Genomic DNA, 24,329 nt, shown 5'->3' on the forward strand with positions numbered 1-24,329 from the left:
CCCCAGCCACCGATCCCGCCGCTGCCACCGACGCCGCCGCCGCAGCCCGCGCCGACCCCGCCGACGCGGCCCCCGCCGTTCCGCCCCGGCAGCCTGTGCCCGTGGCCCCGGCGAAGACCTCTCGATGACCCGACCCGACAACCCAAGGAGCCCCGCAGCCATGTCCGACAACAGCCGCAACGCCGTGCGCAGCTTCCTGCGCCGCTGCTGGCCCGTCCTCGCCGCCGTCCCGCTCGGCGCCGCCTGCGGTGGCGCCTACGCGCTGGCCGCGCCGGTGCAGTACCAGGCCAACGCTTATGTGATGGTCGTACCGCAGGTGAGCGGTGACAGTGCCACCGCCGTGAACTTCGCCCAGGCCTACGGCCGGGTGATCGCCCAGCCGGAGATCCTGCAGTCCGCCTCGGCGAGCACCGGCGTCCCGATGGCGAAACTCGCCCCGCTGGTGCAGGCGGTGACCTCGCCGGACGCGCCGATGGTCCAGATCACCGGCAGCGCCCCCACCGCGACCCGGGCGGCCAAGGAGGCCAACGCGGTGGCCGGCTCGCTGGTGGCCTTCGGCAATGCCGCCTCCAAGCAGACCAGGGTCGGACTGATCACCTTCGCCGCCGCGGCCAGGCCGGCCGCCCCGAGCTCGCCGTCGCGGACCCTGGACGTGGCGGTCGGCGCCGCGGCCGGGGTGCTGGTCGGCGGCCTGGGCATGATGGCCCGTCAGTCCCGGGCGGGCGGCGGCCCGGCCCCGCTGCCGCAGCCCCGCTCGGACGGCGGCGCCGACAGCGGAGCCGAGGCCGCGCCCGTGGACACCCTGCCCGCCGACGCCCCCGACCCCGCTCCAGCCCCTGCCGGGACCCCCGAGCCCGCCCCGGCCCCGGTCCCCGTCGGCGCCGCTGACGACGTGGACGCCGACCCCTCCCGGCAGTCCGCGGCCCGGGCCCGCCGATGACGGCACCCCAGCTCACCGCTGCCACCGCCATCGCCCGCGGGGCCGACCGAGGGCACGGGGCGGCACCGCCCGGAGGGTCGGCGCAGGCCCCGGCGATCGAGGTGCGCACCGTACGCGACGCGGCCGGCTTCGACGCGCTGGCGGCCGACTGGGACGCCCTGGTCGACCGCTGCGCGGCGGCCACCCCGTTCCAGAGCCACGCCTGGCTCTCCTCCTGGTGGCACAGCTACGGCAGGCCGGGACGGCTGCGGGTGGTGACGGTCCGTCGGGACGGCGTCCTGGTGGGCGCGGCCCCGCTGATGCTCCGTCGGCGCGCGCTGCCGCTGCTGGCCGGAGTCGGCCAGGGGCTGACCGACTTCCTGGACGTGCTGCTGGACGACGGTTGTGCCGAGCAGACCGCGGCGGCGCTGGCCGGGGCGATGGCCGTGCAGCTGGGCCTGCGGCGGCCGTGGGCCGCGCTCGACCTGCGCGAGCTGCGCCCGGGGTCGGCCGCCCACCGGATCGCCGAGCACTGGCCGGGGGCCGTCCGGCGGCTGCCCGACTCGCTGTGCCTCCACCTGCCCGCGGTGCCGGTGGAGGAACTGCTGTCCAGGCTGCCGGGACGGACCGCGCAGCGCAGCCGGGTGAAGCTGCGCAAGCTGGAGGCGGCCGGGATCGAGACCAGGCTGGTGCCGTCCGCGGACGTGCCCGGGGCCCTGGGCGAGCTGCTGGCCCTGCACGAACTGCAGTGGCGCGGCCGGGGGGTGACCCCGGAGCATCTGCGTCCCCGCTTCGCCGAGCACCTGTCCCGCTCGGCCCAGCGGATGGCCGCCGCCGACCGTGCCCTGGTCCGCCAGTACCGGCTCGACGGCGAACTGGTGGCCTGCGACCTGACCCTGCAACTGAACGGACTGTCGGCGCTCTACCTCTACGGGGTGCGCCCGGAGCTGCGCGAGCGGGTGGACGTCGCCGGAATACTGCTCCGGGAAAGCGCGGCCCACGCCGCGGCGACCGGCTGCGGCGAGCTGAGCCTGCTGCGCGGGGAGGAGCCCTACAAGCAGCGCTGGCGGCCCGAGCAGACCCGCAGCGAGCGGCTGCTGCTGGGCGGGGCGCCGGCGGTGGCCGTGTACGCGGCGGCGATCGGCCTGCGGTCCCGCGCGGTCCGCTCGCTGCGCGCACGCGCGCCCTGGCTGGCCGCCGTCCGCACCAGGGCCAGGGAGCTCAGGGAACTGGTCGCGCGCTGAGCGCCTCCCGGAACACCCGTCCTGACCGCGGATTGGCGGTGCAGCGCCAGACCCCGTGCGGGCAGTAGTCGGTGATGGTCTGGTAGAGGGTGTCGTGGGTGCTCACCCAGTGCAGCATCCCCCGGACGTAGTCCGGGTCGTCGCCGCGGTCGTACATGCCCCACTCCGGGTAGGACACCGGCTTGTGGTGGGCGGCGGCGAAGCCGACCTGGGCCTGCAGCCCGTAGGGCTCGTGCACATAACTGGAGAAGGGGGCGGTCCGCTCCGGGTCGGAGCCGGCCAGGTCGTAGCTGTCCATGCCGATGACATCGGTGACGTCGTCGCCGGGGTAGCAGTCCGGCCAGGGGTGCGCGTCGGCGCCCCTGGTCGGTGCGAAATCGAAGCGGAAACGCTGTCCGGGAACCGCGCGCATCGCGGTGACGATCCGGCGCCAGTACTGCTTCCAGGCGGCGGGGTCGGGACCGCAGCGGCTGGTGTAGGTGGTGCCGTTCATCTCCCAGCCCAGGGTCAGCACGGTGTCCGGGGCGCCCAGCGCGACCAGGGCCCGGGCCAGCGCGGTGAAGTGCGCGTCGTTCCGCCCGGCCGCGCCCTGCTGCAGCAGCTGCCGGACCTGGTCGTCCGGGACCTGCCCCTCGTTGTCGGGGAGCATCGGCACCCCGAGCACCAGCAGCCGGTCCTGCTCCGCGTCCCGCCAGGCCGCCCACGGTCCGAGCAGGGTGGCGCTGCCCTCGATGTCCGACCAGGAGCCGCCGGGGAGATAGGTGTGGCCCACCCGCACCGGCGCCCCGCCCAGCCACGCGGAGAGCTGCGCCATCGAGTCGTCCGACTCGGTCGACCCCAGGAAGGCGCCGAACGGCACCGGGTGCGGCGGAACCGCGGTCGGGTCGCCGCCGGGGCCCGGCCCGCCGCCGATCCCGCCCGGCCGCCACAGCAGCCCCAGCGCCAGCGCGGCCGCCACCACGACCGCCGTGACCAGCAGCGTCACCCTCCGGCGGCGCACCATCGGACTCCTCCCTCGACCGGCCCCTCGGACCGACTCCGCCGACTCCTCCGACCGGGACTCACGCTAGGTCCCGCTGCCGTCCAGCGTGACGGGACACACCTGGTGCCGCCGCTGATTCACCGGTGATCCGTCATATCGTGCGGGGATGACCGTCACGCGTTCGATCCTGCTGTTCGTACTGGCGGCGCTCGCCGAGATCGGCGGCTGCTGGCTGGTCTGGCAGTCGGTGAAGGAGCAGCGCGGGTGGCAGTACGCGCTCTGCGGCGTGCTGGCGCTCGGCGCCTACGGCTTTGTCGCCGCCTTCCAGCCGGACGCGTCCTTCGGCCGGGTGCTGGCCGCCTACGGTGGGGTGTTCGTCGCCGGGTCGCTGGCCTGGGGCGTGCTGCTGGACGGATTCCGTCCCACCGGCTGGGACCTCTCCGGCGCCGCGATCTGCCTGGTCGGAGCAGCTCTGATCATCTACCAGCCACGCAGCTGAGGCCGCTGGCGGCGGTCGGAGAGAGAACCGTTACGCTCCTGGGACCGCCATTTTTTCCGACCCTGCACCCCTTCCCGGCCCCTCCGACCTACGGTAGTCACCATGCGTACCGCGCTCGCAGCCCTCATCGTGATCCTCGCCGCAGTCGGCGTGGGCGCCGCTGCGCGCGACCACCGACCCGCCCCCTTCGGCGACGCGGTCGTCGTCCACAGCAACGACACGGTCTCCAGCGAGGACGGCGGGGCCTTCCGGATCGGCGCCGACGGCTCGGTCCAGGTGTACGCGACCAAGGGCAGTGACGCCGGCCACACGCTGTGGTCCTACAAGCGCCCCGGCAGCGAGCCGGTGAGCGTGGTGCCGCTGGCCGGGATCACCGTGGCGGTCTGGGACGACGGGATGCTCACCGGCGTCCGCAGCGGTTCCGCGCCCGAGGTGGCCTGGCACCGCTTCGTCCCCGGCCTGGCCGACCGGCTCCGCCAGTACCCGGCCGACACGGGCGTGCTGGTCGCCTCGCTGGGCCACGGCAAGGTCTTCCTGGTGCCCACCCCGCAGGTGGTGATGGAGTACAACACCGCCGACGGCTCCATCCGCAGCGACACCCTGCCGCAGGCCGGCTGCTCCTACGCCCCGGCCCAGGCGCTGGCCCTGGACGACCTGCTGGTGCTGGCCCGTCCCTGTGACGAGCGCAGCACCGTCGAGGCCTTCGACGGGACCGGCAGGCTCTGGCAGATCGGGGCCACCCCGCTGGCCATGCCGGTCGCCACCGGGACCACCACGGTGGGCATCCGCGAGGTCCCCTGGCTCAGGACCCTGGTGCTCCAGCGCGCCACCGGCCGCCCCGCGGCCGCCTTGCCGATCAGGCAACTGCCCGGCCCCCGTTAGACTGGACCTCTCCGCCTCAAGCAGGGCCCCGCTCGACGGCCCGCGCCAGCGCCACGCCGTCCCGGGAGTAGTTTCGCCATGATTGCCGCCAACGCCATCGAACTGCGTGCCGGTGCCCGCATCCTGCTGGAGTCCGCCAGCTTCCGGGTCGCCCCCGGCGACCGGATCGGCCTGGTCGGCCGCAACGGGGCCGGCAAGACCACGCTCACCAAGGTGCTGGCCGGCGAGGGCGCCCCCGCCGCCGGCACGGTCACCACCAGCGGCCAGGTCGGCTACCTGCCGCAGGACCCGCGCACCGGCGACCTGGACGTGCTGGCCCGGGACCGCATCCTGTCCGCCCGCGAGCTGGACTCGGTGCTGCGCAAGATGCGTATCGCCGAGGACAGGATGGCCAACGGGAAGGGTCAGACCCGCGACGACGCGATGAAGAAGTACTCCCGTCTGGAGACCGAGTTCCTCACCAAGGGCGGCTACGCGGCCGAGGCCGAGGCGGCCACCATCGCCGCCAGCCTGGGGCTGCCGGACCGGATCCTCGGCCAGCAGCTGCACACCCTCTCCGGCGGCCAGCGGCGCCGGGTCGAGCTGGCCCGGATCCTGTTCTCGGACTCCGACACCCTGCTGCTGGACGAGCCAACCAACCACCTGGACGCCGACTCCATCCTCTGGCTCCGGGACTACCTGAAGACCTACCGCGGCGGCTTCATCGTCATCTCCCACGACATCAACCTGGTGGAGACGGTCGTCAACAAGGTGTTCTACCTGGACGCCAACCGCACCTGCATCGACATCTACAACATGGGCTGGAAGCTCTACCAGCAGCAGCGCGAGGCCGACGAGAAGCGCCGCAAGCGCGAGCGCGCCAACGCCGAGAAGAAGGCCTCGCAGCTGAACTCGCAGGCCGACAAGATGCGGGCCAAGGCCACCAAGACGGTGGCCGCGCAGAACATGGCCCGCCGCGCGGAGAAGCTGCTGTCCGGCCTGGAGGCGGTCCGGCAGAGCGACCGGGTGGCCAAGCTGCGCTTCCCGGACCCGGCGCCCTGCGGCAAGACTCCGCTGACCGCGGAGAGCCTGTCCAAGTCCTACGGCTCGCTGGAGATCTTCACCGACGTCGACCTGGCCATCGACAAGGGCTCCAAGGTCGTGGTGCTGGGCCTGAACGGTGCCGGCAAGACCACCCTGCTGCGGATGCTGGCCGGCGTCGAGGAGCCGGACACCGGCTCGGTCGTCCCCGGGCACGGGCTGAAGATCGGCTACTACGCCCAGGAGCACGAGACCCTGGAGAACGACCGCACCATCCTGGAGAACATGCGGTCGGCCGCCCCGGACATGGACCTGGTCGAGGTCCGCAAGATCCTCGGCTCCTTCCTCTTCTCCGGCGACGACGTGGACAAGCCGGCCGGGGTGCTGTCCGGTGGCGAGAAGACCCGGCTCGCCCTGGCCACCCTGGTGGTGTCCAGCGCCAATGTGCTGCTGCTCGACGAGCCCACCAACAACCTCGACCCGGCCAGCCGGGAAGAGATCCTGGGCGCGCTGCGTTCCTTCAGCGGAGCGGTGGTCCTGGTCACCCACGACGAGGGCGCGGTCCAGGCGCTGGAGCCGGAGCGGATCATCCTGCTGCCGGACGGTATCGAGGACCTCTGGAACGAGGGCTACGCGGATCTGGTGTCCCTCGCCTGACCGGCCGGTGTAGTCGCTGGATCATGCATCTGGACCAGAAGAGTTCATATCGCCGCGGCCGCCACCTGTACGAGTGAACTGACACCGATTCTCCTCATTCGGGAATCCCGTGCATTGCCCATTCACCGGTGCTGATCAGCATTTTCACGCCATGTCACGGCGGCCTTCCCCGGCGTGCGGCGGCAAACCGCGCGCTGGTCAGCCGCGCGGCACGCTGCCGCCCGCCCGGATTTCCGTTGCCGACCTTGCGGAATGGGTGGCCAGGAGGCCACCCATGGGTGATCATGGGATTCCGACAGAGCACTTGCTACGAGGAGGCACGGGTGGCCGAGACTCTGAAAAAGGGCAGCCGGGTAACGGGCCCCGCACGGGAGAAGCTCGCGACCGAGCTGAAGAAGAAGTACGACTCCGGTGCGAGTATCCGGGCGTTGGCGGAGGAGACGGGCCGGTCCTACGGATTCGTCCACCGCATGCTCAGCGAGTCCGGAGTTTCCCTCCGCGGTCGCGGTGGCGCCACGCGCGGTAAGGCCAAGGCGACCGCTGCGGCCACGTCCTGAACCGCTTTCACTGAACCGTCCCTGACGCTTCGGCGGCTGGGGGAGTCCCGCACCACAGGTCTCCCACCCGGTCGCCGATCGTCGCGTTACTTTGCTCCAGCATTCCGGGGAGCGACCCCCCGTACCCCCACGAAACCCGCAGCAGGTGCGGGTGGGGAGGGAGGCCGCTGAGCGGCGAACGGGAGTGGTTACTCTTCAGTAGCCCGAGTTCGTACCGCTGCTGGAGGTCCCTGTGTCTCATTCCGCGCCCACCATGCACTCCGGCCCCGGCGCCGACCCCTCCGAGTGGGAAGGCGCCGGGGTCCGCCTGGACCTGGCCGGCGACGGTGCCGTCGCGACGGTGATGCTGTGCCGGCCCGAGCGCCGCAACGCCCAGTCGCCCGCGCTCTGGCGCTCCCTCGCCGCGATCGGGCGCAGCCTGCCCGGGACGGTGCGCGCGGTGGTGCTGCTCGCCGAGGGCAAGTCCTTCTCGGCCGGCCTGGACCGGGCCGCGTTCACCCCTGAGGGGATCCCGGGTGAGCGCGGCCTCTTCGACCTGGCCAAGGACGAGGAGGGCGAGCAGGTCATCGCCGGCTACCAGGAGGCGTTCACCTGGTGGCGCCGCCCCGACCTGGTCAGCATCGCCGCGGTGCAGGGCCACGCGGTGGGCGCCGGGTTCCAGCTCGCCCTCGCCTGCGACCTCCGGGTGGTCGCCACGGACGTGCAGTTCGCCATGCGCGAGACCGCGCTGGGCCTGGTCCCCGACCTGGCCGGGACCAAGCCGCTGGTGGACCTGGTCGGTCCGGCCCGGGCGCTGGAGATCTGCGGCACCGGCCGCTGGGTCGGCGCGGACGAGGCGGTGCGGATCGGCCTGGCCAACGCCGCCCTGCCCGCCGCCGAACTGCACCCCGCCGCCGCCGACCTGGCCGCGGCGCTGCTGGCCGCCCCCCGGGACGCCCTGGTCGAGACCAAGGCGCTGCTCCAGGGCGCGGGCGGCCGCGGCTACGACGAGCAGCGCGCCGCCGAGCGCGCCGCCCAGTTGCGGCGCCTGCGCGACCTGGCCGGCCTGGGCGAGTAGTCGCCGCCGGGGCCCGGGCCCGGCACTGCTCACCCGTTCGATGCCACGGCGGTGTGCGTGTCGTGAGGCTCCCCTAGGGTCGAGGTGATATGCCCGGTATATGCAGAATGTGACTGCTGATGCCGGGCACCCTACGAGGGAGCCCACGCCATGACGGAAATGAACAAGCCCAGTGCCCCCAAGCCCGCCGTCCAGCTGCCGCCCAGCGGAGAACGCGGGCGGACCACCATCGCCGTCGGCGTGGTGGAGAAGGTGGCCGGCATGGCGGCCAGGGACGTGGAGGGCATCCACGCCCTGGGCAGCGGATCGCGCGGCTTCGGCGCGGTGCGCGACCGCGTCCCCGGGAGCCGGCCCAATGTCGGCCGGGGCGTCAAGGCCGAGGTCGGCGAGCGCCAGGCCGCCCTGGACATCGACCTGGTGGTCGAATACGGGGTCCCCATCGCCGAGGTGGCGGCCGTGGTGCGCAAGAACGTGATCAACTCGGTGGAGCGGATCACCGGCCTCCAGGTAGTCGAGGTAAACATCGCCGTCAACGACGTCCATCTGCCCGACGAGCAGGACGACGACGAATCCACCGAGAGCAGGGTCCTGTGAGCATGGCACTGATCGGCCTGGCCGTGGGCATGGCCCTCGGCTTCGCCGGGTACTTCGGCGGTTTTGCCGCGTTCCTGCTGGTCGCGGCCCTGGGCGCGGTCGGTTTCGTGGCCGGTCGGCTGCTGGAGGGGGACCTGGAGATCGGTGACCTGATCCGCAGCACCAAGGCCAGGGACCGGTAGCGCCGATGGCATTCGGCGCCGTCCCCGCCCCGTCCCTGCCCGCCCCGGGCGAGCGCGGCAGCACCAGCCTCGCCGACCGGGTGCTCGCCCGGATCGCCGCCCGCGCCGCCGCCGAGGCCCTTGCCGAGCACCTGACCGACCCCGGCTCCGATGCTGACTCCGACTCCGACTTCGGGGCCGACGCTGATCCCGAGCGGGTCGAGTCGCCCCGGGCCACCGCGTCCCAGGGGCGGCGCGGGGTCAGCATCAGGGTGCGCCTGGACCTGCCCTACCCGCTCGACATCGCCGCGGTCACCCGCGCCGTGCACGGCAGGGTGGTCGAGCGGGTGGTCCGGCTCACAGGCGCCGAGGACCCGAGGATCTCGCTGGTGGTCGAGCGCCTGGTCCCGGCGGCACCGAGCGGAAGGCTTCGATGAGCGTCGCTTCCCCCGCCGGGACGGCGGTCGCCCCGGCCGTGCCGGAGCAGCCGGAGGCCGCGCGGGTCCGCCGGTTCTGGTCCTCCCGCCGCAACACCGCCGCACTGGTGGCGCTGGTCGTGGTCGCCGCGGCGGGCGCGCTGCTGTACGAGGAGAGCTACATCCGCAGCGGGCACCGGGCCCATGCCTGGCGCACCTGGATCAGCGACCAACTGGCGAACCGTCACCTCGACGACGCCTGGGCGATCGCCGGGGCCGCCGTGCTCTGCGCGCTGGGTCTGTGGCTGCTGCTGCTCGCCGCCACGCCCGGTCTGCGCCGACTGCTGCCGCTGGCCACCGCCGACACCGACGGCTTGCGCGCCGGGCTGAGCCGCCGGGCGGCGGCCGCGATGCTGCGCCGGGCCGCGCTGGAGACGCCGGGGGTGCGCGAGGCCGACGCGGAGGTCGGCCGGCGCAAGGCCCGGGTGCGCGCGGTCGTCGGCTTCGGGGACCCCACCGAGGTGAAGGCGGCACTGGCCGAGCACCTCTCGGCGGAACGGGGACGGCTGGGCCTGGTCCGGCCGCCCATGGTCAACGTCAAGGTGAAGGGCAAGTCGTGAGCCGTACCGCGGTCAACCGCACCCTGCTGGCACTGGTCGGTCTGGTACTGCTCGCCGGGGGAGCGCTGCTGCTGGCCGGGGGCCTCGACCTGAACCACCGCTGGCACCTGGGCCTCCCGTCCGACTGGACCGTCACCGACCCCCACCACGCGGTGCTGGCCCCGGCCGACCGGGTGCGGTGGCGCGACGCGGGCTGGTGGTGGCCCAGTGTCCTCGCCGGGCTCGCGGCGGCCACCCTGCTGTCGCTGTGGTGGCTCCTCGCCCAACTGCGGCGCGGGGCGGTCGACCGGATCGCCGTCCCGGACACCGACGACATCCCGGTACGGGTCCGCGGCGCGGCGCTGGCGCGGGCCGTCGCCGAGGAGGCCGAACAACTCCCGGGCGTGTCCCGTGCCCGCGTGCGGCTGCTCGGCAGCGCGCGCCACCCTCGCGCCCGCCTCGCCCTCACCCTCGAACCGGGGGCGGCCCCGGGCCCCGTCCTCCGGGACCTCTCGGCGGGTCCGCTGACTCACGCGCGGACCTCCGCCGGCTTGGCAGTTCTCCCCGCCGAGGCCGTTCTCAAGGTGGAACCGGGGCCGGTGCCGAGGGTTCGGTGAACGCTTTTGGGGGTTTCTGTTCGCGCAGTTCCCCGCGCCCCTGAGCATTTGCAACCGAGCCGGTTGCCACATAGGGGCGCGGGGAACTGCGCGAACAGAAACCATGCACCACCTGCACCCGCAAAACCGAACGCCCGCTCAAATCCCGCGCAGCGCCCCACCGTCGACCGGCACCATCACACCCGTCAAATACGACGCCGCCGGTGAAAGATAAAACGCCGCCACCCTCCCGAACTCCGCAGGAGTCCCGTACCGCCGCAGCGGAATCGCCGCCACCGCGCGGGAGCGGGCGCCCTCCGGGTCGCCCCCCAGGGCGTCCAGGTGCTGCACCCGTTCGGTGTCGATGCGGGCCGGCAGCAGTCCGAACACCCGGATCCCCCGCGGCCCGAGCTCCTCGGCCAGCGTCTTCGCCGCCATCGCCAGCCCCGGCCGCAGACCGTTGGAGATCGCCAGCCCACCGATCGGCTCGCGGACCGAGCCCGACAGGACGAACCCGATCGCGCCGCCCTCGCCCAGCTCCGCCGCGAACCGTCGCGCGATGCGGACCGCGCCGAGGAAGACCGACTCGAACGCCCCGGTCCACTCCTCGTCCGTCGCGGAGAGCATCGACCCGGCCGGCGGGCCGCCCGCGCTGATCAGCACACCGTCGATCCGGCCGAACCGCTCCGTCGCCGCGGCGATCACCCGCTCCGCGGTGTCCGCCGCGGCGTTGTCGGCGACCACGCCGACCGCCACCGCCGCGCCGCCGAGCCGCTTGACCGCCTCGTCCACCGAGGCTTCGGTGCGCCCGGTGAGCACCACCCTCGCTCCGTCCGCGACCAGCGCCTCCGCGCCGGCGAAGCCGAGTCCCCGGGTGGCCGCGGTGACGGCGTAGACCCGTCCCTCAAGTCCGAGATCCATGGATCAGAGTTCCTCCTGTCGTGCTTTCTTCGGCTCTTCCAGCGCGAAGGCGGTGTTGACCAGGGCGACATGGGTGAAGGCCTGCGGGGTGTTGCCGAGCTGCCGCTGCGCCTTGGGGTCCCACTCCTCGGAGATCAGGCCGAGGTCGTTGGAGATGGCGGCGACCCGCTCGAACAGCTGCCTGCCCTCCTCCTTCCGCCCGATCGCGATCAGCGCGTCCGCCAGCCAGAACGAGCAGGCCAGGAACGCCCCTTCGGTGCCCTGCAACCCGTCCACCTGGGCGTCCTCGGGTTCCCCGGTGGAGTACCGCAGCACGAAACCGTTGTGGTCCAGGCCCTTCTGCACGGCGTCGACGGTGCCGACCACCCGCGGGTCGTCGGCCGGCAGGAAGCCGGTCTTGACGACGAAGAGGGTCGAGGCGTCCAGCTCCCTGCCGCCGTAGTACTGGGTGAAACTGCCCAGTTCCTCGTCGAACCCCTGGGTGCAGACGTCCAGGTGGATGGTGTCGCGGACCTCGCGCCAGCGGTCCACCGGCGCGGCCATCCCGGTGATCTCGGCCATCTTCACGGCCCGGTCGAAGGCGACCCAGCACATCACCTTGGAGTGGACGAAGTGGCGGCGGCCGCCGCGCACCTCCCACAGGCCCTCGTCCGGGTCGCGCCAGTGGTCCTCCAGGAACCGCATGAACGAGTTGATCAGCGCCCAGACATGACGCTCCATCGGGACGCCGGCCGTCAGCGCCAGGTACAGGGTGTCTATCACCTCCCCGTACACGTCCAGCTGCAACTGGTCCACCGCCGCGTTGCCGAAGCGGACCGGGGCCGAGCCCTCGTAGCCGGGGAACCAGTCGGCGGTGAACTCGGTCAGCCTGCGCTCGCCGGCCACCCCGTACATGGTCTGCAGGTCGGCCGGGTCACCGGCGATGGCGCGCAGCAGCCACTCGCGCCAGGCCGACGCCTCCTCGACGTAGCCGCTGCGCAGCAGCGCGGACAGGGTCATGGTGGAGTCGCGGAGCCAGCAGAAGCGGTAGTCCCAGTTGCGCTCGCCGCCGATCTCCTCGGGCAGCGCGGCGGTGGCGGCGGCGACGATCCCGCCGGTGGGCTCGAAGGTCAGCGCCTTCAGCACGATCAGCGAGCGCATCACCGGATCCCGGTAGGGGCCGCGGTACCTGCTCACCGAGGCCCACTCCTGCCAGCCCCGCAGGGTCTCCTGGAGCGACTTCTCGGCGTCCTGCCGGGGCGGGGTCGAGTGGTGCGAGGGCATCCAGCTCAGCACTATCGGGATCCGGTCGCCGGCGTTGACGTCGAAGTGGCCGAAGGTGGCGAAGTCCTTGCCGAAGGTGCGGATCGAGGAGTGCCCGCGCATCCACACCGAGTCGGGTCCGGCCACGGCCACCCGGTGGTGGTCGGTGCGCCGCATCCACGGCACCACCCGGGCGTAGTCGAAGCGCAGCCGCATCTCCGCGTGCATCCGCACGCTGCCCGAGACGCCCTCGACGATCCGCATCACATCAGGGGTGCGGTCCCGCTGCGGCATGAAGTCGATCACCTTGACGGTGCCGGTGCCGGTCTCCCAGACCGTCTCCAGGACCAGGCTGTCGCCCACGTAGGAGCGGCTGGTGCACTCCTCGGCGCCCTCCGGCGCCAACCGCCAGGCGCCGTGCTGCTCGTCGCCGAGCAGGGCCGCGAAGCAGGTGGGGGAGTCGAACCGGGGCAGGCAGAGCCAGTCGATGGAGCCGTCCCGGCCGACCAGGGCCGCTGTCTGCAGATCCCCGATCAGCGCATAGTCCTCGATACGTCCGGGCATGTGTGCGTTCCCCCTCACTCCGAAAGGCCGGCAACTCCTGCTCGGACGCTACTCCCCGGCCGCCCCGGCAGGGGCGGCAACCGACTCCTGTGGCGTGTCCGTGCCGGAATCACCCGGCACTTCGTCACCTCGGGCCGCGCCGGTCGCCGCGGTCGGCCCGGTCGTCCTGGCCGCCTGCGTGGCCAGGAAAGCGGCCTTCCTCTCGGCGACCAGGGCCTTGCGCTCCTTGTCCTTGACCTCCCGGCGCAGCAGCGCGCCCCAGGCGGCCGGGACCAGCAGCGCGAACAGCCACCACTGGACCGCGTACGGCAGGTGCACGCCCTTGCCGACCACGGCCATGCTGTAGCTGTTCGTGCTGTCGGGCAGCGGCACCAGCTCGGCCGAGTCGGCGGCCGGGGCGGTCGGGGTGGTGTGCAGCAGCTGCAGATAGCCGGCCAGCACCGGCTCCGGCTGGTGCGCGGCCTGCTGGGCGCTGTCGATCAGCATGAACTGACGGCCCGGCAGGCCCTTGACGTCGCGGATGCCGCTGACGGCGGTGGTCTCGTCGGGCTGCAGCAGACCGGTGACGGTGACGGTGCCGCCCGGCGCACCGGGCACCTTGGGGTACTGGTCGCCGGTGGTGTTCCCCGGGTCCACCCAGCCCCGGTTCACCAGCACCGCGTCGCCGTCCGCCAGGATCAGCGGGGTGACCACGTAGTAGCCGATGGCGTCGCCGGCCGCGTCGGTGCGGTGCCGGACCACGAACTGGTGCGCGGTGTCGTAGTGGCCGGTGGCCGAGACGTTCCGGTAGCGCTCGCTCCCGGGCACGGTGCTGCCCGGCCGGGTCAGCGACTCGACCGCGACCGGCTGGGACGCCAGGTTGTCCGAGATCAGCCGGTTGCCGTCGTTGGTCTGCTGGTAGCGGTGGAACTGCCACATGCCCAGCAGGTACATCACCGGGATCAGTACGAAGAAGACCAGAGTCAGGATCACCCAGCGCCGGGTCAGCAGGATGCGGAGCACCCTTCGAAGGTACCCCCGCCCGATCTGCCCCCTTACGGCGGGTACCGGGCTCCGGCCGCCGGGGCCGGGTCGGCTCCGCCCGCTCCGCCCGCTCAGCCCTGCCGCTGCTGCGGCACGACCGCCTGCAGCAGGTGCAGGAACGCGGCCTCGTCCACCACCGGGGTGCCGACCTCGCGGGCGCGCCGCGCCTTGGTGGTCCAGCCGCCCGGCTCATTGGTGACCAGCAGGCTGGTCCGGCTGCTCACCGAACCGGCCACATGGAGCCCGGCCTCGGTCAGCCGGTCCTCCAGCAGCTCGCGGTCGGTGGCGGTGTCGCCGCTGATCGCCACCCGCATCCCCTGCACCAGCGGCTGCTCGGGCGCCCACCGGCCCGGGTTCGGGTACGGGCAGGCCGGCCGCCGCCGGGCCGGACGGTAGGGGCTCCAGCCGGCGCCGCGGGCGGAGCCGCCGCGCATGCCGCCGCCGGACGTGTCGGTCCCGTCGTCCGCGAGGTGGTCCACCAGCGCGGGGGCCACGCACGGCTGGAACGGCAGCGGCAGGCCCGCCTCCACCGCCAGCCGCAGGCTGGGCCGGAACACCTCGGCCAGCACTCGCGCGTCGTCCAGCGCGTGGTGCGCCTGACGGGGGATCACCCCGAAGTGGCCGGCCAGGGTACCGAGCCTGTGGTTGGCCAGCGGCAGCCGCAGGTCCCGGGCCAGCACGATGGTGCACAGCCGCTGCTCGACCGGGGCCCGGCCACCCATCCGGGCGTACTCACGGGAGATCATCGACCAGTCGAAAAGGGCGTTGTGGGCGACCAGCACCCGCCCGGACAGCTGCTCGGCCAGCCGGTCGGCGATCTCCGGGAAGGTGGGCGCGCCCTCCAGGTGCTCGCTGGTCAGACCGTGGATCCAGACCGGACCCGGATCGCGCTCCGGGTTGACCGGGGTGTACCAGTGGTCCAGCACCTCGCCCCGCGGGTCGAGCCGGTAGACACCCACCGAGACGATCCGGTCGGTGCGGCCCAGGCCGGTCGTCTCCACGTCCACCACGGCCCAGCCGCCGTCGGGATAGGGGTGGGCCGCGCGCTGCGCGTCGCTGTCGTCCAGGCGGCTGGTTTCCATGGTCGTCCAGAATACGGGCCACCCCTGACAGCTCCCGCCATGGCAGCCGTACCCCGGCGGGCGGAATATCGTGGTCCGTGAGCCATGCGAGACTTGTTCGCTTTTGCCGTTCGAGAGATTGAGAACCGTCCATGCGCGCCACCGTGATCCACGGCCCCCATGACATCCGGATCGAGGACGTCCCCGACGCCGCGATACAGAAGCCCACGGACGCGGTGGTACGCACCGTGCTGGCCTGTATCTGCGGCAGCGACCTCTGGGCCTACCGCGGTGTCGCGGAGCGCGAGCCCGGGCAGCGGATCGGACACGAGTTCCTGGGCGTGGTCGAGGCGGTCGGCACGGACGTGCGCGGCTTCAGGCCGGGCGACCTGGTGGTGGCCCCGTTCGTCTGGTCGGACGGTGTCTGCGAGTTCTGCGTCGAGGGGCTGCAGACCTCCTGCCCGCACGGCGGCTTCTGGGGCAGCCCCGGCTCCGACGGCGGGCAGGGCGAGGCGGTCCGGGTCCCCTTCGCCGACGGCACCCTGGTCCAGTTGCCCCAGGAGGCCGCCTCCGACCAGCGGTTGCTGACCGCGCTGCTGGCGCTCTCCGACGTGATGGCGACCGGCCACCACGCCGCCGTCGCGGCCGGGGTGCGGCCCGGGTCGACCGTCGCGGTGGTCGGCGACGGCGCGGTGGGCCTGTGCGGGGTCCTGGCCGCCAGGCGGCTCGGCGCGGACCGGATCATTGCGATGGGCCGCCATGGGGCCCGTACCGCGATCGCCCGGAAGTTCGGCGCCACCGACATCGTCGCCGAGCGCGGCGAGGCGGCGGTGGCCGCGGTCCAGGAACTGACCGGCGGGGTCGGCGCACACGCCGTGCTGGAGGCGGTGGGCACCGAGGAGTCCATGCGCACCGCGATCTCCATCGCCCGCGACGGCGGCGCGGTCGGCTACGTCGGCGTGCCGCACGGCGGCAGCGCGGGCGTCGACATCGGCCAGATGTTCGGCCGCAACGTCGCCCTGCGCGGCGGCGTCGCCCCGGCCCGCGCCTACATCCCGGAACTGCTCGCCGACGTCCTGAACGGCACCATCGACCCCTCCCCGGTCTTCGACGCAGCGGTCGGCCTGGACGGCGTCCCCGGCGGCTACAAGGCCATGGACGAGCGCACGGCGCTCAAGGTCAAGATCACCTTCTGACGGTTGTTCGGCTGCGGACCGTAGTCGGTTGACCGCGCAGTTCCCCACGGCCCTTCAAGGGGCGCGGGGAACTGCGCGGTCAACCCTGCTCAAGCCGCACCAGCGAACCCGCCCTACCGAAACGCCGCCTGCCCGGTCAGCGCCTGACCGATCACCAACTGGTGCATCTCCACGGTGCCTTCGTACGTCAGCACCGACTCCAGGTTGTTGGCGTGCCGCATCACCGGGTAATCGTAGCTGATCCCGTTGGCGCCCAGAATCGTCCTCGCGGTCCGGGCGATCCCGATCGCCTCGCGGACGTTGTTGAGCTTGCCGTAGCTCACCTGCTCCGGACGGAGCGTCCCCGCGTCCATCCGCCGCCCCAGGTGCAGGGCCAGCAGCAGCCCCTTGTTGAGCTCCAGCGACATGTCCGCGAGCTTGGCCTGGGTGAGCTGGAACCCGGCGATCGGCCGACCGAACTGCTCGCGGCCGATGCTGTACTCGCGAGCGGCCTCCAGACAGCTGCGGGCGGCGCCCAACGCCCCCCAGACGATGCCGTAGCGGGCCTGGTTGAGACAGCTCAGCGGTCCCTTCAGCCCGCTGACCTCCGGCAGCGCCGCCGCCGCGGGCAGCCGGACACCTTCCAGCACCAGCTCGCTGGTGACCGAGGCCCGCAGCGAGCCCTTGTGCTTGATCTCCGGCGCCGAGAAGCCGGGGGTGTCGGTCGGCACGACGAACCCCCGGATGCCGTCGTCGGTCCGGGCCCAGACCACAGCGACGCCGGCCACCGAGCCGTTGGTGATCCACATCTTGCGGCCGTCCAGCACCCAGTCGGCGCCCTCGCGCTTGGCGCGGGTCCGCATCGAGGCGGGGTCGGAGCCGTGGTCGGGCTCGGTCAGCCCGAAGCAGCCGATGGTCTCACCGGCCGCCATCCCGGGCAGCCACTGCTGCCGCTGCTCCTCCGAGCCCCAGCGGTGGATCGCGTACATCGCCAGCGAGCCCTGGACCGAGACCAGTGAGCGCAGCCCGGAGTCGGCGGCCTCCAGCTCCAGGCAGGCCAGTCCGTACTGGACCGCGGAGGCCCCGGCGCAGCCGTAGCCCTCCAGGTGCATGCCGAGCGCGCCGATCGAGCCCAGCTCCCGGGCCAGCTCGCGCACCTCCGGCAGTTCGCCGCGCTCGTACCAGTCGGCGATGTGCGGCAGCACCCGGTCGGCGCACCAGGCGCGGACCGTGTCGCGGACCGCCAGTTCCTCCGCGTCGAACAGGTCGTCCAGCCCCAGCGGGTCGCGGGGGTCGAGTGCGCTCTTGGGCATGCCGGAACCTCGTCGTCGCAGCTGGCCGTCGTCCGTGGCGGCCGGATACCGCCATGATTCCAAGCCCGCCGGGAACGGTGCAGCAGCCGGACCGGTGAGATCCGCCACCTGGCCCGCCGCCGACCCGCTGTGCCAGTTCCCGATCCAGGGGCCCAGCCCAGGCCTAGCCCGGCCGCCGCAGCGAGGCGAAACTCAGCACCGGCATCGGTACGGACGGCCCCAGCGGCAGCCCGTGCGGATGCCGGACGTTGGCAGGCGGCGGCACCGGTGCGATCGCCCGCTCCAGCCGGACCGTCCCGAAGGGCGGCCGGAGCGGATCGGGATCGGAACCGGGACCGGGCTCGGGCTCGGAGCCGCGGCTCCGGGATGTGGGGCGCCTGGGCATGGCAGACCTCCGCAGCTGTCCCGCAGGGACGGTGCGCACTCGAAGGGGTTCCCTCTGGACAACGACGCACCCCGCCCTCCGGTATCGGGCTGGTGGCTTGATCGGTAGAGGAATTCATCGACAAAGCAGCTCTGAGCTCGCCGGGGCCGGGGTTGGGGACCGAGGCCAGGGGCCGGTGATCCGCTTCAGGTTCTACCCTGGAAGGCAGTCAAGGGGAGCAGGCCGTCATGCTGATCGACACTTTCGGGCGCCGCGCAGTCGATCTGCGCGTGTCGCTGACCGACCGCTGCAATCTGCGCTGCACCTATTGCATGCCCGAGCAGGGCCTCCAGTGGCTGCCCAAACCCGAACTGCTGACCGATGCGGAGATCGTCCGCCTGGTACGCCTGGCCGTCACCGGTCTCGGCGTGACCGAGGTGCGCTTCACCGGCGGCGAGCCGCTGCTGCGGCCCGGCCTGGTCGGCATCGTCGCCGCCTGCGCGGCACTGGACCCGCGCCCCGAACTGTCGCTCACCACCAACGGCGTCGGCCTGGCCCGCACCGCCGCCGCGCTGCGCGAGGCCGGGCTGGACCGGGTCAATGTCTCCCTGGACACCCTGGACCCGGAGACCTTCAAGACCCTCACCCGCCGCGACCGCCTGGACGACGTGGTGGCCGGCCTGGCCGCCGCCGAGGCGGCGGGGCTGCGCCCGGTGAAGGTCAACAGCGTGCTGATGCGCGGGGTCAACGACCACCAGGCCGCCGACCTGCTCGACTGGTGCCTGGACCGCGGCTACGAACTGCGCTTCATCGAGCAGATGCCGCTGGACGCCCAGCACGGCTGGGACCGCACCGACATGGTCACCGCCGAGGAGATCCTGACCCGGCTCGGCGAGCGCTTCACCCTCACCCCCGAGCCGGACGAGCGGCGCGGCGCGGCCCCCGCGGAGCGCTGGCTGGTGGACGGCCGGACCGGAGCGGACGGCGGCCCGGCCCGGGTCGGCGTGATCGCCAGCGTCACGCGTCCGTTCTGCCGGGCCTGCGACCGGACCCGGCTCACCGCCGACGGCCAGATCCGCAACTGCCTGTTCGCGACCGAGGAGACCGATCTGCGCGCCGCACTGCGCGACGGCTCGGGCGACGAGGCCGTCGCCGAGCTGTGGCGCAAGGCCATGTGGGGCAAGAAGGCCGGGGCCGGCATCGACGCCCCCTCGTTCCACCAGCCGGACCGCCCGATGTCCGCCATCGGCGGCTGAGCAGGCGATACTCCAGGGATGAGTACCGAGGAGATCCCGCGCTGTTCCGCGAAGGGCTGCCGGCAGGCCGCCGTCTGGGTCCTGGCCTGGAACAACCCCAAGCTGCACACCCCCGAGCGCCGCAAGACCTGGCTCGCCTGCGAGGAGCACAAGGAGCACCTGTCGGACTTCCTCGACCTGCGGGGCTTCCTCAAGGACGTCGTCCCGTTCGCCGACTGGAGCGAATGACGGCCTGCTGAACGACGGCCCGCCGAAGCACGGCCCACCGAAGCACGACCCACCGAATGACGACATGGAGATGCCGGGCAACCACGGGGGGAGCTGCCCGGCATCCGTCCATCGGTTCCGGCGCGAGCGCCGGACGCGAGTGAAGTATTGCATGCACAAACGGCCGCTGAGACGGGGAAACGAGAAAATCCGATGACCCGCTCTTAGGGTTCTGTTAATGCTGGAAGGACCCTGGGAGAATCCTGTGAGTCAGTTCGCCGGCGGCGCCGTCGTAGCGGTCGGCGCCGGAGCGGCCGTCCCGGGCTCCAGCATCGGCTGCGGCTGGTGCCCGACGTAGCTGTCCGGCATGCCCGGCGAGTTCTCACGGCCGGCGTTGGCGACCACGACGGCCAGGTAGGGGATGAATATCCCGCCGACCAGCGCGATGATCGCGACGATCCGGGATTCCTTCCAGAGCACCACGGCCAGGATCACGCAGAGCGTGCGCACCGCCATGGCGATCATGTAGCGACGCTGCCGCCCGCGCACGTCCTCGGTGAGGCTCGAACGAGCCCCGGTGATGCGTACGACTTCGGCCTTGCCCTTGGACTTCCCCATGCCGTCACGGTACGCCGCGCCACGTGCGGCATCATGGGCGGGGCGGCCGGTTTCTCGGGATTTCCCCCACCGGGCGCCCCGCCCGTCCCAGCGGCCCGTCAGGACGCCTGGCTCACCGAGCTCATGTTGAAGTCGGACACCCGCACCGGCGGCATCGCGGCCCGGGTGAACCAGTCCGACCACTCCCGAGGCAGGCAGCGCTCGGTCCGTCCGGCCTCGGTGATCCGGCCCAGCAGGTCCACCGGCGACTCGTTGAAGCGGAAGTTGTTGACCGCCCCGGTGACCTCGCCGTTCTCCACCAGGTAGACGCCGTCCCTGGTCAGCCCGGTCAGCAGCAGGGTGGCCGGGTCCACCTCGCGGATGTACCACAGGCAGGTCAGCAGCAGCCCGCGCTCGGTGCGGGCCACCATCTCCTCCAACGAGGCGGTGCCCCCCGCGTCCACGACGAGGTTGTCCGGCCCGGGCCGGACCGGCAGGCCGGTCAACCCGGCCGAGTGGCGGGTCGTCAGCAGATTGGCCAGTTCGCCGTCCCTGATCCAGTCGGTCGGCTCGATCGGCAGCCCGTTGTCGAAGGCCGAGTGGTCCCCGCCGGAGGCGTGGGTGATCACGAACGGAGCCGACTCCAGTCCCGGGTAGGCCGGGTCGCTGCGCAGCGTCACCGGCAGCTGCGCCAACCGGTCGCCGATCCGACTCCCGCCACCGGGCCTGGAGAACACCGTCCGGCCCTCCACCGCGTCCCGGCCGCCCGCCGACCAGCTCAGGTAGACCATCAGATCGGCCAGCGCCGACGGCGGCAGCAGCGTCTCGTAGCGGCCGGCCGGCAGGTCGATCCGGCGATCACCCCAGGCCAGCCGCTGGGCGAGCTGCTCCTCCAGGGCCGCCGGGTCGACGTCGGTGAAGTCCCGGGTCGCCGCGCCGGCCCAGGCCGAGCCGGACAGGTCCGCGGTCTTGGCGTTGAGCTCGACCGTGCCGGTCGGCTGGTCGTGCCGCAGCCGCAGGCCGGTGGAGCTGCCCAGGTAGGTCGAGGTCATCGAGTGGTTGGCGAAGCCGTACAGCAGCCGGCCGCTCTTCCGGGCCCGGGCGAAGGACTCGCCGAGCGCCGGGGCGAAAGCGGCGAAGACGTCCACGCCGGTCTCCGCGGGCTCGGCGGTGAAGTCGGCCGCGGCCGGACCGTACGGCTGCACCAGCGGCTGGGCGTCCTCGGCCGGGCCCGCCTCACGGGCCGCCGCCTCGGCCGCCCGGACCAGCGACTCCAGCCCTTCCGCGGTGACCGCCTCGCGGGAGACCACCCCGGAGGCCGTCCCCTCCCGGCCGTCCACCGTGGCGATCACCGTCAGCGTCCGGCCCCGGGTCACCCCGTTGGTGGTCAGCGCATTGCCGGCCCAGCGCAGATTGGCGTTGGACTCCTCGTCCGCGATGACCACGCAGCCGTCGCCGCGCGAGAGTTCGAGCGCCCGCTCGACCAGCTCCGAAGGGCTCGCGGCCCTTGCCTGGAGAGACATCAGCGACCGGCCTCCTGCTGCGTGTTGAGAATGTTGACGCCTCGGAACAGAGCCGAGGGGCAGCCGTGCGACACCGCCGCCACCTGGCCCGGCTGGGCCTTGCCGCAGTCGAAGGCCCCGCCCAGCTGATAGGTCTGCGGGCCGCCGACGGCCTCCATCGAGCCCCAGAAGTCGGTGGTGGTGGCCTGGTAGGCGAAGTCCTTGACCTGTCCGGCCAGCCGTCCGCCGCGGATCCGGTACGCCCGCTGTCCGGTGAACTGGAAGTTCACCGACCGGGCTCCGGAGAAAGAGCCATGGTCGGCGTTTTCGCAGGTCAGGGGGTGTTTCACGACGAGACCACTCTCCCTGTTGATACCGGTACATACAGGACGGCACCGGTACCCGTGACGACCTGGTGCCGATCTCCGACAGGCAGTCTCTCAGCGTGCCGAGGTTCCGCCAAGGCAGTATCCCTCCGTGGCTGCCGACGGTTGGCGAGATCTGATGCATGAGTCGCCTCCGTCCCTGTTGGCATGACTCTCCCGATGAGGCGTCAGGAGGCTGCGGTCCACTCCGGACTGGCCGCTGGTAGCTCTGCCTCCGCGCGACCGCGCATGGAGGTCGCTCCGATGTCGTCGGGCTGGAGGAGCCCAGTGAGCACTCGGGTGAGGATGCGCTCGAAGAGCGATTCCGACGAATCATGGGTCTCGGGCGGCTGCCCGGTCAGGGCGGTGGCGAGGTGCGGGTGGTGGCCTGCCATGGCGACCTGGGTGAGATATTCCGCCTGGGCCTGCTGCCACTGCGGGATGGTCTGCCCGGCGAGACGTTGGATCACCTCGGCGCGGGTCAGAGTGGAGACGACGGCATTGAGGATCGCGATGGCCTCCAGCTTGGTCCGGGGACTGACGTCGAGGTCGGCCAGCGCGGCCAGGGCGTGCTCCAGGTAGGTGACCGCGTGCGGTCCCATCGGGGTCCTCGTCGCGGTCGCGTCGAGCAGCCATGGGTGCGCGAGGTAGACGTCCCTGCTCTGCCGGGCCAGGGTGAGCAGGCTTTCGAGCCAGTGTCCGAAGCCGAGTGCGGCGTAGGAGATCTCTCCGTTGACCTGGTCGATCATCAGTTCCAGTAGTTCGTCGCGGGTGGCGACGTAGCGGTAGAGGGATGCCGGTCCGGCCCCGAGGGCGACCGCCACGGCCCGCATGGTGACGGCGGGCAGGCCGTCCGTGTCGGCCAGGGCGATCCCGGCGGCGGCGATGCGGTCGCGGTCGAACGTGGGCGTCGGGCCGCGTCCGGCGCGTTCGGGGCGCAGCCAGATGCTGTGGGCGGTCGGCTCGGTCATGGCCCCTCCTTTTCTGCGAACGGCGTATGCAGTATCTTAGGCCATATGAACTGCGAACATAGATCGCAGTAAAGGAAGGAGAGTAGACATGCCCCAGATGCAGCCGCAGCAGGAGTGGACGCCGACCCGGTATGCGCACAACGGCGACGTGCAGGTGGCCTTCGACCAGCTGAAGGGCTCAGAGGGCGAACCGCTGCTGCTCATCATGGGCTTGGCCACCGCCCGGTTCTGGTGGCCAGCCGGACTGTGCCAGGCCTTCGCCGACGCCGGTTTCGCGGTGGCCCGCTACGACCAGCGCGACGCCGGCCAGTCGACCCGGATGCCGGACACCGCCACCGACAACCCCTTCAAGGCCCTGTTCGCCAAGCACGGCGACGCCTACACCTCCGAGGACATGACCGACGACGCCATCGCAGTGATGGACGAACTCGGCTGGGAACGAGCCCATGTCTTCGGCCACTCCCTGGGCGGCGCGATCGCCCAGCGAATCGCGCTGCGACACCCCGACCGGGTGCTCAGCGTCACCTCCTCGGCGGCCCTGCCCAGCGACGTCTCTGGGCTGGGGGTCCTGCGCTACCTGCGGTTCGGCCTGCTCGCCAAGCTCGCCCGTACCAAGTTCCCCGAGGGCCGCGAGGGCGACATCGAGGCCGCCCTCACCGTCTGGCGCGGCATCGCCTCCCCCGGCTACCTCTTCGACGAGGCCGCGGCCCGCGCCTGGGTCGAGGCCGACGTGGACAGCGGCCCGCGCGACACCAAGGCGCAGAGCCGCCAGATCGGCGCCCAGTGGCACGGCCCCGGGCTCAAGGACCTGCGCCGACCCACCCTGGTCCTGCACGGCGAGCAGGACCCGATCCTGCGCGTCAGCGCGGGCCGCGCCACCGCCCGGGCCATCGACGGCGCCCGCCTGGTGACCTACCCGGGCGTCGGCCACGACCTCCCCGCCGCCCTGTGGACCGACATTGCCCGCCAGGTCAGCCACATGGCGGTCCGTCAGTTGCGGTCAGGCGTGCTCGGGCAGCCGCTGGGCGAGTGACAGCCGGGTGCACTCCGGCGTCCTGGGCACGGTGGCCATCTTGGCGGATCGTTGAGGCGCCGGACGCGGCAGGATGCCACCTCTCGTGATCCACTTCCGCCGATCGGCCCGCCTGTCATGCCCGTTGCCCCGGCCTGCCCGGTAGTCGTAACCGCTGCCGAGCGCGAGCGGTTGAAGAAGATGGCCTACGGCCACAAGACCCCGTACCGGTTACAGCGGCGGGCGGAGATCGTCCTGCACGCAGCACGGGGGCGCTCCAACGCGCGCATCGCCCGCGAGACGGGCCTGCACCTGGACACCGTGAGGACCTGGCGGAACCGGTTCGCAGACGGCGGGCTGCCGGGCATGGTTGACCGGAAGCGAACCGGGCGTCCCGCCCGCTTCACCCCCGTGCAGGTCCCCGAGGCCAAGGCGACCTGACCCAGGTCCGGGACCGGCTCCGAGCATTCGAAGACCAGCTGACCGCACCGAGCGACAAGGACCCATGTCCGGGCTCCCGGGGACGGCTGGTCCTTCGACGTGTGGGAGTGCGCCCAGCCACCTCGGGGCGAG

The 24,329-nt window shown here is 72.5% G+C and carries 28 protein-coding genes; 17 read left to right on the forward strand and 11 right to left on the reverse strand.

All coding sequences use genetic code 11. The features are described from left to right. Positions 1–160: 160 nt before the first annotated feature. Together TR46_RS42385 and TR46_RS17995 are read left to right on the forward strand one after the other, a co-directional pair. The gene (locus TR46_RS42385; RefSeq protein WP_052432897.1) at positions 161–940 is read left to right on the forward strand and encodes a Wzz/FepE/Etk N-terminal domain-containing protein; all 780 of its coding nucleotides are present in this window, start codon (positions 161–163) and stop codon (positions 938–940) included. After that, positions 937–2,163 (forward strand): GNAT family N-acetyltransferase, encoded by a 1,227-nt coding sequence (locus tag TR46_RS17995; RefSeq protein ID WP_084718662.1) that lies wholly within the window; start codon positions 937–939, stop codon positions 2,161–2,163. The genes TR46_RS42385 and TR46_RS17995 overlap by 4 nt, the downstream gene beginning before the upstream one ends. On the opposite strand, the gene TR46_RS18000 is transcribed toward TR46_RS17995, so the two are convergent. Beyond that, positions 2,141–3,166, reverse strand: a complete 1,026-nt coding sequence (locus tag TR46_RS18000; RefSeq protein WP_052432898.1) for a glycoside hydrolase family 26 protein — start codon at positions 3,164–3,166, stop codon at positions 2,141–2,143. The genes TR46_RS17995 and TR46_RS18000 overlap by 23 nt on opposite strands. Before the next feature lie 145 nt (positions 3,167–3,311). On the opposite strand from TR46_RS18000, the gene TR46_RS18005 reads away from it, so the two are divergent. From TR46_RS18005 to TR46_RS18050, 10 genes are all read left to right on the forward strand, one after another. Next, the gene (locus TR46_RS18005) at positions 3,312–3,644 is read left to right on the forward strand and encodes a YnfA family protein (protein WP_042401877.1); all 333 of its coding nucleotides are present in this window, start codon (positions 3,312–3,314) and stop codon (positions 3,642–3,644) included. 102 nt (positions 3,645–3,746) lie between these two features. Next, entirely contained in the window at positions 3,747–4,526 is a 780-nt protein-coding gene (locus TR46_RS18010) for a hypothetical protein (protein WP_042401879.1), read from the forward strand. A gap of 78 nt (positions 4,527–4,604) precedes the next feature. Then, complete coding sequence (locus TR46_RS18015) at positions 4,605–6,203, forward strand: ABC-F family ATP-binding cassette domain-containing protein (RefSeq protein ID WP_042401895.1); 1,599 nt, start codon at positions 4,605–4,607, stop codon at positions 6,201–6,203. Positions 6,204–6,526: 323 nt separating this feature from the next. Beyond that, on the forward strand, positions 6,527–6,760 hold the full coding sequence (locus TR46_RS18020; RefSeq protein WP_030266545.1) for a helix-turn-helix domain-containing protein: 234 nt from the start codon (positions 6,527–6,529) through the stop codon (positions 6,758–6,760). Positions 6,761–7,013: 253 nt separating this feature from the next. After that, entirely contained in the window at positions 7,014–7,817 is an 804-nt protein-coding gene (locus TR46_RS18025) for an enoyl-CoA hydratase/isomerase family protein (RefSeq protein ID WP_042401897.1), read from the forward strand. Between the two features lie 159 nt (positions 7,818–7,976). Beyond that, positions 7,977–8,411, forward strand: a complete 435-nt coding sequence (locus TR46_RS18030) for an Asp23/Gls24 family envelope stress response protein (protein ID WP_042401910.1) — start codon at positions 7,977–7,979, stop codon at positions 8,409–8,411. Beyond that, entirely contained in the window at positions 8,408–8,593 is a 186-nt protein-coding gene (locus TR46_RS18035; protein ID WP_042401913.1) for a hypothetical protein, read from the forward strand. Before TR46_RS18030 ends, TR46_RS18035 begins: the two co-directional genes overlap by 4 nt. A 5-nt stretch (positions 8,594–8,598) precedes the next feature. Continuing rightward, a complete protein-coding gene (locus TR46_RS18040; RefSeq protein ID WP_042401915.1) occupies positions 8,599–9,009 on the forward strand; it encodes a hypothetical protein in 411 nt (136 codons plus the stop codon). Next, complete coding sequence (locus TR46_RS18045; RefSeq protein WP_042401916.1) at positions 9,006–9,608, forward strand: DUF6286 domain-containing protein; 603 nt, start codon at positions 9,006–9,008, stop codon at positions 9,606–9,608. The genes TR46_RS18040 and TR46_RS18045 overlap by 4 nt, the downstream gene beginning before the upstream one ends. Continuing rightward, complete coding sequence (locus tag TR46_RS18050) at positions 9,605–10,204, forward strand: hypothetical protein (protein WP_042401917.1); 600 nt, start codon at positions 9,605–9,607, stop codon at positions 10,202–10,204. Before TR46_RS18045 ends, TR46_RS18050 begins: the two co-directional genes overlap by 4 nt. 138 nt (positions 10,205–10,342) lie before the next feature. On the opposite strand, the gene TR46_RS18055 is transcribed toward TR46_RS18050, so the two are convergent. From TR46_RS18055 to TR46_RS18070, 4 genes are all read right to left on the reverse strand, one after another. After that, positions 10,343–11,104, reverse strand: a complete 762-nt coding sequence (locus TR46_RS18055) for an SDR family oxidoreductase (protein ID WP_042401919.1) — start codon at positions 11,102–11,104, stop codon at positions 10,343–10,345. A gap of 3 nt (positions 11,105–11,107) precedes the next feature. Further along, positions 11,108–12,910, reverse strand: a complete 1,803-nt coding sequence (locus tag TR46_RS18060; protein ID WP_042401921.1) for a glycoside hydrolase family 15 protein — start codon at positions 12,908–12,910, stop codon at positions 11,108–11,110. Positions 12,911–12,958: 48 nt separating this feature from the next. Beyond that, entirely contained in the window at positions 12,959–13,912 is a 954-nt protein-coding gene (locus tag TR46_RS18065) for an SURF1 family cytochrome oxidase biogenesis protein (protein ID WP_063770609.1), read from the reverse strand. Positions 13,913–14,004: 92 nt separating this feature from the next. Further along, entirely contained in the window at positions 14,005–15,015 is a 1,011-nt protein-coding gene (locus TR46_RS18070; RefSeq protein WP_042401925.1) for a DEDDh family exonuclease, read from the reverse strand. Between the two features lie 131 nt (positions 15,016–15,146). Between TR46_RS18070 and TR46_RS18075 the strand changes: the two genes are divergently transcribed. Continuing rightward, positions 15,147–16,190 carry a zinc-dependent alcohol dehydrogenase family protein gene (locus TR46_RS18075; protein ID WP_042401928.1) on the forward strand — a complete coding sequence of 348 codons (1,044 nt, stop codon included), beginning with the start codon at positions 15,147–15,149 and terminating at the stop codon, positions 16,188–16,190. A gap of 113 nt (positions 16,191–16,303) precedes the next feature. Here TR46_RS18075 and TR46_RS18080 read toward each other — a convergent pair whose 3' ends face one another. Next, positions 16,304–17,482: an acyl-CoA dehydrogenase family protein gene (locus TR46_RS18080; RefSeq protein ID WP_042401931.1), complete on the reverse strand. Its 1,179-nt coding sequence runs from the start codon at positions 17,480–17,482 to the stop codon at positions 16,304–16,306. Between the two features lie 163 nt (positions 17,483–17,645). After that, a complete protein-coding gene (locus TR46_RS43125; RefSeq protein WP_042401934.1) occupies positions 17,646–17,867 on the reverse strand; it encodes a hypothetical protein in 222 nt (73 codons plus the stop codon). Between the two features lie 227 nt (positions 17,868–18,094). On the opposite strand from TR46_RS43125, the gene moaA reads away from it, so the two are divergent. Both moaA and TR46_RS18095 read left to right on the forward strand, forming a co-directional pair. Then, positions 18,095–19,102, forward strand: coding sequence for a GTP 3',8-cyclase MoaA (moaA, locus tag TR46_RS18090; protein ID WP_042401937.1), 1,008 nt, complete (start codon positions 18,095–18,097; stop codon positions 19,100–19,102). A gap of 18 nt (positions 19,103–19,120) precedes the next feature. Further along, entirely contained in the window at positions 19,121–19,330 is a 210-nt protein-coding gene (locus TR46_RS18095; protein ID WP_042401951.1) for a hypothetical protein, read from the forward strand. A gap of 249 nt (positions 19,331–19,579) precedes the next feature. Here the strand turns inward: TR46_RS18095 and TR46_RS18100 are convergent, their stop codons facing one another. From TR46_RS18100 to TR46_RS18115, 4 genes are all read right to left on the reverse strand, one after another. Further along, the gene (locus TR46_RS18100; RefSeq protein WP_042401955.1) at positions 19,580–19,927 is read right to left on the reverse strand and encodes a DUF3099 domain-containing protein; all 348 of its coding nucleotides are present in this window, start codon (positions 19,925–19,927) and stop codon (positions 19,580–19,582) included. A 98-nt stretch (positions 19,928–20,025) separates the two neighbouring features. Further along, positions 20,026–21,429, reverse strand: coding sequence for a metallopeptidase TldD-related protein (locus TR46_RS18105; protein ID WP_042401958.1), 1,404 nt, complete (start codon positions 21,427–21,429; stop codon positions 20,026–20,028). Then, positions 21,429–21,758 carry a metallopeptidase TldD-related protein gene (locus tag TR46_RS18110; RefSeq protein ID WP_269084263.1) on the reverse strand — a complete coding sequence of 110 codons (330 nt, stop codon included), beginning with the start codon at positions 21,756–21,758 and terminating at the stop codon, positions 21,429–21,431. The genes TR46_RS18105 and TR46_RS18110 overlap by 1 nt, the downstream gene beginning before the upstream one ends. Before the next feature lie 203 nt (positions 21,759–21,961). Next, complete coding sequence (locus TR46_RS18115) at positions 21,962–22,744, reverse strand: TetR/AcrR family transcriptional regulator (protein ID WP_052432899.1); 783 nt, start codon at positions 22,742–22,744, stop codon at positions 21,962–21,964. An 88-nt stretch (positions 22,745–22,832) separates the two neighbouring features. Between TR46_RS18115 and TR46_RS18120 the strand changes: the two genes are divergently transcribed. Both TR46_RS18120 and TR46_RS18125 read left to right on the forward strand, forming a co-directional pair. After that, a complete protein-coding gene (locus TR46_RS18120; RefSeq protein ID WP_236655371.1) occupies positions 22,833–23,777 on the forward strand; it encodes an alpha/beta fold hydrolase in 945 nt (314 codons plus the stop codon). Between the two features lie 117 nt (positions 23,778–23,894). After that, the gene (locus TR46_RS18125) at positions 23,895–24,197 is read left to right on the forward strand and encodes a helix-turn-helix domain-containing protein (RefSeq protein ID WP_236655372.1); all 303 of its coding nucleotides are present in this window, start codon (positions 23,895–23,897) and stop codon (positions 24,195–24,197) included. Positions 24,198–24,329 lie beyond the last annotated feature (132 nt).

The sequence above is a fragment of the Streptacidiphilus carbonis genome (assembly GCF_000787775.1).
Classification (GTDB): domain Bacteria; phylum Actinomycetota; class Actinomycetes; order Streptomycetales; family Streptomycetaceae; genus Streptacidiphilus; species Streptacidiphilus carbonis.